Below are 7,773 nucleotides of genomic sequence, written 5' to 3'. Positions count from 1 at the left end.
TTATAAATTGCCGGATAAGCTACAAGTGTCTGCCCACTTAAGGCATCATCTATTGCTTTCTGTATGCTATTATACTCAATCCCAGTATCGGTGTTGACCACCCTGGGAGCTATAATCGTAAAGTCTGCCTGGATAGCATGAAAGTCGCCCACACTGGGAAAGGTGTAAGAATTAACTGCTCCTACCGATATGCCGTCCACCAGGACATCGGATACTTGATAGCCCTCATCCGGAATGATGGTAAAGGTTTTGTCCTGCCCCTCAATGACAACAACTTTTCCTCCGGGATTAATTGAACCACCAGTACTGGCAGTGGAGGTCTTGCTCCAATCTTATTTACTTCTTCAATTTTACGATTTTCAATAACATCACACTTGGAATAAAAATCACTCTGGCAACAAAAGCATTCAATTAAAGTAACAGGATCAGGGATTTCATATTTCATTGTAGAAAATAAATAAAAATTCATTCCCACCACCAATTTATAAATACTTTCTTAAGAAACATTATCAAAAAATAAAATTGTCAATAATAAAGATTTGACCCCTTTTATCTTTTACTTAACAACATCCTCTGAAAATCCAAATTGTATAGTCTCTTGCTATAGCTCTATTTATTCTAATAATGTAACAGTGCATCCAAAATTGAGATTAGTTATTATACCCCTTTATAAGTTTATTTAAGTGTAAATACATATAAATTAAACCTCTCAGTATACTAAGAAACTGAGGGATTTTTATATTTTTGCAAAAAAGAACTTAAATTAATATATATTTTAAATATATCATAGGTTATTTTTTAAATACAGATTTCGTTATTTTAACAAATAAATTTGCATTCACATATAAATATTTTCCATAAATAATGTCTAAACCCTTCAATTATAGGGAATAATATAATAGAACATTTTATTATTTAACTTAATAATACTTAAAATAAATTGATAAAGGCAAACTATTCAAAAGGATAGGACGCAAAGTCATGGGCCTACCGTCATATCATGACCAGGGCTGCCAGACCGCCGATTTATTTTTTTATATCTATACATAAGCAAATAGATATTTATAACTAAACCAGGAAATTGACTGATTAATCAGCGTTACATAATTTAAAAAATGTTAAAAGGAGAGTAAAAATATGTCTAACCGGAAATGTGCAAATAACAGCTCAATAGTAGCCAAAAATGTTGTCAGAACTTATAGAAAACAGATAATCAATATTTTTTTATTAGTTATCATTACTTTGACATTTTTAACCACATACTGCATGGGAAACAACCAAACTCAAGGTGAAGAACTTTATCAGCAGGCCCTTAAACTGGAAAAACAGAACAATTTCAGTCAGGCAGTAGGTCTCTACGGGCAGGCATTCTCTGTCCTATTAGAAGAAGAGAATTTGGAACTGGCTAATAAGTGTAGGGAATCCTTGCAAAGAATATTGATTTTCCAGATGGTTTATCCTTATACTTCTGATCAGCTTGAAGACGTAATCCGGCAGACATTCCCCCAGGCTACTGCAGAACAGATCAAAAGTTGGATTAAAAGCAAAGAGATAGAACATTATATCTGGGATGGTGAAGACCATTATTTCTCAGATGGAATACAAAATCTCAAGTTCCGATACATAGAACTGATACAGTCAGATGAAGAAACAGAGCAGGAATATTATAATCTGGTACTCAAAGTAAACAAAATCGCCCTGGAACAACCAGTTCATCCCTGGCAACAATATCAAAAACCAGCTGCTTATCGCGGCATTCATACTATTACAATCACAAGAGACAAGTTACCCGAAACAGGTACTTACCGTCTATGGCTACCGATACCCATCAATACCGGTCCACAGACCCAGGTTATCATTGAATCTATAGCACCAGACAAATGGGTAAAACAACCCCCCAGCATCAATGAGGAAATTGGTTTATTATATATGGAAATTCCCATGGAAGAACTTTCCGAAGATTTAGCAATTCAAGCTAGTTTTACCTTTAATCACTATGAACAGAGATTTTTGGTAGATCCTGAAAATATTGGAGAATATGACAAAGAGTCTGCTCTCTATCAAAAATATACCAGGTCTTATGGTAATACGGAGATAACTTCAGATATTAGAAAAATGGCTGAGACTATTGTTGGTGATGAAACAAATCCTTATTTTGCTGCCCGTAAGCTTTATGACTATATTGTTACCCAGGTGGATTATGCTTTCATGCCGCATTTAATATTCTGGCCCAGGTCATCGCTGACCGAAGCAGATTATGTCCATAAAAATCAGCGGGGTGATTGTGGTGCCCAGTCTATGTATTTTTCTGCCATGTGCCGCTCTCTTGGTATCCCGGCTAGAACTACCGGTGGCTGGCAGCTTTTCAAAGATGAATTTAGTGGTCACTTTTGGGCAGAATTCTATTTACCCAACTATGGCTGGATACCGGTAGATACCTCTGCTGCCCAGCTTGCTTATTATCCAAAAGACTTAACCGATCAACAACGGCAAATTTTTATTGATTATTATTTTGGTAATCAGGATTCTATGCGCTGTGTAGTCCAAAATGACACAGATGTACCTCTGATTCCGGCAGCCCATGGAATAATCTTATTGCCCATGGCTATCCAGGTACCGGCTGCTGAATATTCTATTCCTGCTATAGACCTTCCTGATGAAGTTTTTTTGGAATGTTATACGATAGAGTGTGAAAAAATAAACCCATAAACAAATTGTTCAAAAGAAGAAGATACAAAAACAAGGGCATATAATAAAAAATTCTTGTTTGTTAAAAAGAAAAGGGGAGAAAAGATATGAAAAAAGTATTAAGCGTTCTGTTCTTGTGTTTATTAATTGCCATAGTTACCACTGGATGTCAACTGTGTGATTGCGGTCTACTGTTACCCAACAACACATCTCCCACACCGGAGGAACATTTCAACTTTGATGAAGAAACCAGAACGATTACTGGTTATGACAATGGTACTGGTGATTGGAACCCTCATGGTGATGATATTGTAATACCTCCAACCATTAATGGCTTACCGGTAGAACATATTGGCCATAAAGCTTTTCAAACAGGATTTAACACTTGGATAAGATCGGTTGTTTTTCCGGATACCATCACGACTATAGGCAGCTATGCATTTTTTGCTAATTGTCTGCATTCTTTAACTATCCCTGATAGTGTTATGTCCATTGGAAGCTATGCATTTTGTAATAATTCCTTAACATCTGTAACCATTCCTAAAAGTATCGATTTTATTGATGAATATGTATTTGGTGGTAATCCGCTAAAATCAATAACAATCGGGGCAGATGTTGATATTTATAAGACAAATTCCATAGGTCATTATAAAGCAGCTACGTTCCCAACCTTAGTGCCTGAATATGTGGAGTTTAAAAGTTTTTATGATTCGCATGGAAAAGAAGCCGGCACCTATCTTTTTACTGATTCAGATACATGGATTAAAGCAGGATAACTATTATTCCAAACAAAAAGGAGGTACGGATGTAGGCTACAGAATAGTTAATATTCTTTCTAATTTTCCGAGGTAATATTTGTTATCAGGATTAGTAAAATATAAAGCAAGAAGATCTTCTATTAATTTTGATTTTTTAATTGATAATATATCCATAATTGTAGTCTTTTGTAACTACAAATGTAGTATTTTCTGACTACATTGTCAAAAATAATCAAAATTAAAAAATTACTTGAATCTAACATAATTCTGCCTATTTGTTAAAAATAAAACCCAAAATAAAATTCAAGACCTATATAAATTTTGCTACCTTTCCCCATTTAACAATCTCTCAAATGCTTCCAGGTTACCCATTGCATCATGAACTTTAAGAACCCACTTTTAAAATTCTTCAAAAACTTCCTTTTCTTCCATCGGCTTTTTTTCTACTAATTCTCCGTGAAAAGTAGCCCTTGAAGGATAAGCGGCTGTACCGAATTCAGTAAGCTTCCCGGTGCTTGGCTACTTACCGCATTCTTCACAATCAACAAAAATTAAGGTTTTGATAATTCTTTTTGTCATTTTAAAACCCTCAAATTAAAGAGATTCTATCATCCTTTTTAATATTTCCTTAATATTCTTACTTAAATTTCTTACCAACTCAGGATTATCAATTAGAGATTCAAGGTCAATTTGAATACTTCTAGCATCAACTTTTGTAATTGCTGAAAGTAATTTTTCTTTAAGCTGCTCCTTATTATTAATAGTTTCAATGCATTTATAATTCGGTATTATGCCTTTTTCTAAATACCAGAGCAAATCATAATAGTCCCTTCCTTTAACTGTTGCTAAAGTTTTCCCTGACTTGTCGGTCTTTTCCCATTTTCTCATCAGAACAGCGCGGATCTTGGTAGCCATTAAAGTCGGTAAATCAAAAGTCTTAATCAATACTGTTCTATTAAACTTAAATAAAGGAATAGTTTCTATCTTATAATCTGTACAAATATCAAATTCATTGAAAATTTCTATTTTTAAAAAAAGCAGGTCTGATTCACTTTTCCCAGCCAATCCCAATTCACGTAACAAAGGAAATTTTAAATAGATACGGAATTTCTGAATCGCTACTTTTACTGCAAGATCTGTCTTTTTCTTAAAGTACACTTCTAAATCTTTAGCTAATTTGGAAATTTCAATTTCTTTCTTCAAATCTACAAAATCCAAATCTTCTGAAAGGCGCGGCATTTTATAGCAATGCGCCAGACTTGAACCTCCGTAAAAAACCAGTTGACTGTATTTCCTATTAGAATAAATAAAATCTAAAACAAGAATCTGCAAATAATTCTTTAATAAATTCCGGATAAATATCTTATCATCAGAAGAATAATCTTTAATCAATTTAGTTAAAAATACTTTTATTAATTCCATAATTTAATCCAAAAGATAATTTAATATTGTTTTTAACTTTTTGGAATCCTCTAAAGCAACATATTTTTTTAATTCTTTAATATCAGCTCGACTTAAGTTTTCTACATTTAGTCTCAATTCACTCACGGCTTCCTTATTAGGCAAAACATTTTTACGCAGATATAAAAAGTCAAACAAAGCCTTGGCTTTGGTAGCTCTCATAATAGAAAAACCGCTCTCCTTAGATAATTCAAAACCAAAAAAAAGAGAAGGTCTAATTGTGTGGTATATAAAATTACCAAGCTTGTTAATAAACATAGCCGTTTTATTCTGAGAAACAGAAGTTAAATTAACAGGAATTTCGGTTAAAATATTATTGCGATAAAGAATTGTGTCCAAACTTAGATAGGAAGGCAGATATAAAAAGTTGGCTAGAAAATCGGTAAATATTTCTATCTCACCACGATTTCTCATTTTCTCAACATAAGCAGTAGTTGTATAAATCCCCTTTTTTACACGGAGCAACTTACCACTTTTCTCATAGCGGTGCAAAACCATCCGGAGATAAGAGGCACTTTCTTCAGCACCTAAAAAATCATGGAAAGTGAAAACCGGCAGTTTCTCTGCTAATTCTATTATAGTTTTACTTCTATTTTTGTTATTTCTCATAATTTACAATTATTGTAAATTATCAGAAATACTTTGTCAACCATTTAATTTACCTTAACAAAAAAATATTTAGATTTTAGTTCATTTATCTAGCGGAGCCTCACTCAATTTTACGCTTTTTCAATAGCCAATTTCAGCTTTTTATCTTGTTACCCTACTTACCTCAGGTAATGACCTTAAACCTCCAATTATGTTTTATTATAGTCTTATCTAGATGTCCAGGAAAGCGGGGGAGTTTCATAATTCTGTTTTACTTAAACCATTGGTTATTAAATATAATATATATTGGTTTAGGCTTACCTTTTCCTCTTCTGCCTGTATTGTCAATTCCTTATGTAAAGTTTTCGGCAACCTCAGGGTAAATTTACCGCTAAAATCCTCATCATAAATATTTTTTGGTTTTGGTATATTTCTTCCTTCTTTTATGGCAGTTTCAATCCATGCTTTTTTAGCATCCATAGCCATAACAACTGCCTCTTCAACTGTGACACCAGCTCCTACACATCCGGGTAAATCTGGAAATTCAGCTGCCCATTCAGTAATATTAGCATCAGTATCAATAGGGTATACTCGCATACGATATGATTGTTCTTTTTTCATTCTTTTTCTCCTCCCTGTAACTCCAACACCTTTTCAATTGCCCTAACTGCCATCCTAACATAAGCTGCTTTAACTTTGTTTCCATGTTTTGCTATAGTCACTATCTCCTGTAAATCAGGATGCAAATATGTATAGTGACTACTCCCGCTAGAAGGCTGTCTTATTTTAAAATTATATGCTCTAAGCAATTTATCAATATCATAATACAAAACATCTGTCGGGGTTGGTCTTCTGCTTAATTTTTCAAACAGCTTCTCTATTTGACTCAACTATCGTAGATTCCTTTCTTTCAATCTAATGATACCATATATGATACCAGTATGCAACGTATCTTTATTTGAAGCTCTTGTCTATCTGATTGCTATTTTACTATTTTCAACTTTCATTTAATTTTTTTCCCAATCTCTTTAACGTCTTTTTTTGCCTGTCGTAAAATTTTTCAAATTTTCTTCTTTCTTCAATCTTGGTTACCAAATCTTTACTTCTTTTTCAGACAGCTTTTCCAATATATTTAAATACTTGTTTTTTATATAACCTATAAATTCAAGTAATAATAATTATGTCCCTTAATATTCTTTTTTATAAGACTGCCTTTTGGAAAATTTTGAATTTTTGACTTATATATCTTTTCTAATTCTAATCAGAAGGTATTTTCCCCAATTCCTTACCAGAACATGGATCATATTCATAGGAATGTTCAGCACATACCATATCAAGAACATCCAAATCTTTAGTTAGAGAACCGGCAACACCGGCATCAATGACAAAATCAGTATTAAACTTATCAATAACTAATTGGGTAGTAGAACTGCAATTGATTTCACCCACTCCTGCCTTAACTGCATAAACCTCTATATTGTTCTCTTTTCTTTCTGAAATAATCCGTCCGGATAATTCTGATTCATTCTGCAAGCCCAGTATTTCTGTACAGGCATCGTATTCATCATCAAGCGGACAAATGACTCCAATTTTTATTTCTGTATTACTCAAAATGACCCCTTCTTAGATTATAGTTTTGTTTTATGTCAAATGTTAAAATGCAAAAACCATTATTTACTATAATGTGAACTTGTGAAGCCTGAACTTCCCATCTGAAAAATCAAGATATTCTCTAAACTTTTTATGCCGCTTGCAAATCTTCTTTTTTTATTTGATAATCTCTGTCTTCGGTTAGCATTCGGTAAATGACTTTAATCATCTGCCTGGCCAGGCAGCGCAGGGCATGATTATGGGCCTTTCCTTCTTTTCTTTTTTTAAGATAATAATCCCGGCACTGGGGGTTAACTCTAATACTGCAGCCGGCCATCATAACCAAAGCCTGTTTGGCAATCCTGTTGGCCTTATATACTGCATTGGTCTTATTGCTTTTACCGGAAGCATTGTTAACACAAGCGATACCGCAATAAATGGCTAATTGTTTTTCAGAAGGAAAACGACTGATATCACCGATTTCTCCGAGAAAGCGGCTGGCCAGTTTGGTAGACTGCACCCCAACCACTGGACACATTTCTGAAAAAATAAGACTTCCGGTATAATGAAATAGTCAGGAAAGAAGAGAAAGGAGTTAAGTGGCAATGGGGCTTAAAAAAAGACAATACACCAAAGAACAGAAAGAGGAGATCGTCCATTCCCTCCTAAGCGGCCAGACTGCCCTCCA

Annotated in this window: 10 protein-coding genes and 1 riboswitch; of the genes, 2 read left to right on the top strand and 8 right to left on the bottom strand. The window is 33.9% G+C overall.

Annotated elements, in window-relative coordinates:
* Together PHD84_10090 and PHD84_10085 are read right to left on the bottom strand one after the other, a co-directional pair.
* Window positions 1-200, bottom strand: a 200-nt coding sequence (locus tag PHD84_10090; protein MDD5638143.1) for a hypothetical protein, incomplete at its 3' end; no start/stop codon positions are given.
* Complete coding sequence (locus PHD84_10085; GenBank protein ID MDD5638142.1) at window positions 182-469, bottom strand: hypothetical protein; 288 nt, start codon at window positions 467-469, stop codon at window positions 182-184. The genes PHD84_10085 and PHD84_10090, both read right to left, overlap by 19 nt.
* Window positions 470-938: 469 nt before the next feature.
* Window positions 939-1,026: riboswitch (cyclic di-GMP riboswitch) on the top strand.
* A 111-nt stretch (window positions 1,027-1,137) separates the two neighbouring features.
* On the opposite strand from PHD84_10085, the gene PHD84_10080 reads away from it, so the two are divergent.
* Complete coding sequence (locus PHD84_10080; protein ID MDD5638141.1) at window positions 1,138-2,709, top strand: transglutaminase domain-containing protein; 1,572 nt, start codon at window positions 1,138-1,140, stop codon at window positions 2,707-2,709.
* Between the two features lie 86 nt (window positions 2,710-2,795).
* On the top strand, window positions 2,796-3,464 hold the full coding sequence (locus PHD84_10075; protein ID MDD5638140.1) for a leucine-rich repeat domain-containing protein: 669 nt from the start codon (window positions 2,796-2,798) through the stop codon (window positions 3,462-3,464).
* 576 nt (window positions 3,465-4,040) lie between these two features.
* Here the strand turns inward: PHD84_10075 and PHD84_10070 are convergent.
* From PHD84_10070 to PHD84_10045, 6 genes are all read right to left on the bottom strand, one after another.
* Window positions 4,041-4,868, bottom strand: coding sequence for a nucleotidyl transferase AbiEii/AbiGii toxin family protein (locus PHD84_10070; GenBank protein MDD5638139.1), 828 nt, complete (start codon window positions 4,866-4,868; stop codon window positions 4,041-4,043).
* 3 nt (window positions 4,869-4,871) lie between these two features.
* Window positions 4,872-5,516 carry a hypothetical protein gene (locus PHD84_10065; protein MDD5638138.1) on the bottom strand — a complete coding sequence of 215 codons (645 nt, stop codon included), beginning with the start codon at window positions 5,514-5,516 and terminating at the stop codon, window positions 4,872-4,874.
* Window positions 5,517-5,753: 237 nt separating this feature from the next.
* Complete coding sequence (locus tag PHD84_10060) at window positions 5,754-6,116, bottom strand: toxin-antitoxin system HicB family antitoxin (GenBank protein ID MDD5638137.1); 363 nt, start codon at window positions 6,114-6,116, stop codon at window positions 5,754-5,756.
* Window positions 6,113-6,385 carry a type II toxin-antitoxin system HicA family toxin gene (locus tag PHD84_10055; GenBank protein MDD5638136.1) on the bottom strand — a complete coding sequence of 91 codons (273 nt, stop codon included), beginning with the start codon at window positions 6,383-6,385 and terminating at the stop codon, window positions 6,113-6,115. Before PHD84_10055 ends, PHD84_10060 begins: the two co-directional genes overlap by 4 nt.
* 367 nt (window positions 6,386-6,752) lie before the next feature.
* On the bottom strand, window positions 6,753-7,106 hold the full coding sequence (locus PHD84_10050) for a hypothetical protein (protein ID MDD5638135.1): 354 nt from the start codon (window positions 7,104-7,106) through the stop codon (window positions 6,753-6,755).
* Window positions 7,107-7,236: 130 nt separating this feature from the next.
* The gene (locus PHD84_10045) at window positions 7,237-7,614 is read right to left on the bottom strand and encodes a transposase (GenBank protein MDD5638134.1); all 378 of its coding nucleotides are present in this window, start codon (window positions 7,612-7,614) and stop codon (window positions 7,237-7,239) included.
* Window positions 7,615-7,773 lie beyond the last annotated feature (159 nt).

Source organism: Atribacterota bacterium (assembly GCA_028717805.1).
Classification (GTDB): Bacteria; Atribacterota; Phoenicimicrobiia; order Phoenicimicrobiales; family Stramentimicrobiaceae; genus Stramentimicrobium.
This window is presented reverse-complemented; position numbering and strand designations above follow the sequence as displayed.

Bases quoted from the DNA above. Each gene is read 5' to 3' on its own strand.
- PHD84_10085 (MDD5638142.1), bottom strand. From the start codon at position 469: ATGAATTTTTATTTATTTTCTACAATGAAATATGAAATCCCTGATCCT.
- PHD84_10080 (MDD5638141.1), top strand. From the start codon at position 1,138: ATGTCTAACCGGAAATGTGCAAATAACAGCTCAATAGTAGCCAAAAAT.
- PHD84_10075 (MDD5638140.1), top strand. From the start codon at position 2,796: ATGAAAAAAGTATTAAGCGTTCTGTTCTTGTGTTTATTAATTGCCATA.
- PHD84_10070 (MDD5638139.1), bottom strand. From the start codon at position 4,868: ATGGAATTAATAAAAGTATTTTTAACTAAATTGATTAAAGATTATTCT.
- PHD84_10065 (MDD5638138.1), bottom strand. From the start codon at position 5,516: ATGAGAAATAACAAAAATAGAAGTAAAACTATAATAGAATTAGCAGAG.
- PHD84_10060 (MDD5638137.1), bottom strand. From the start codon at position 6,116: ATGAAAAAAGAACAATCATATCGTATGCGAGTATACCCTATTGATACT.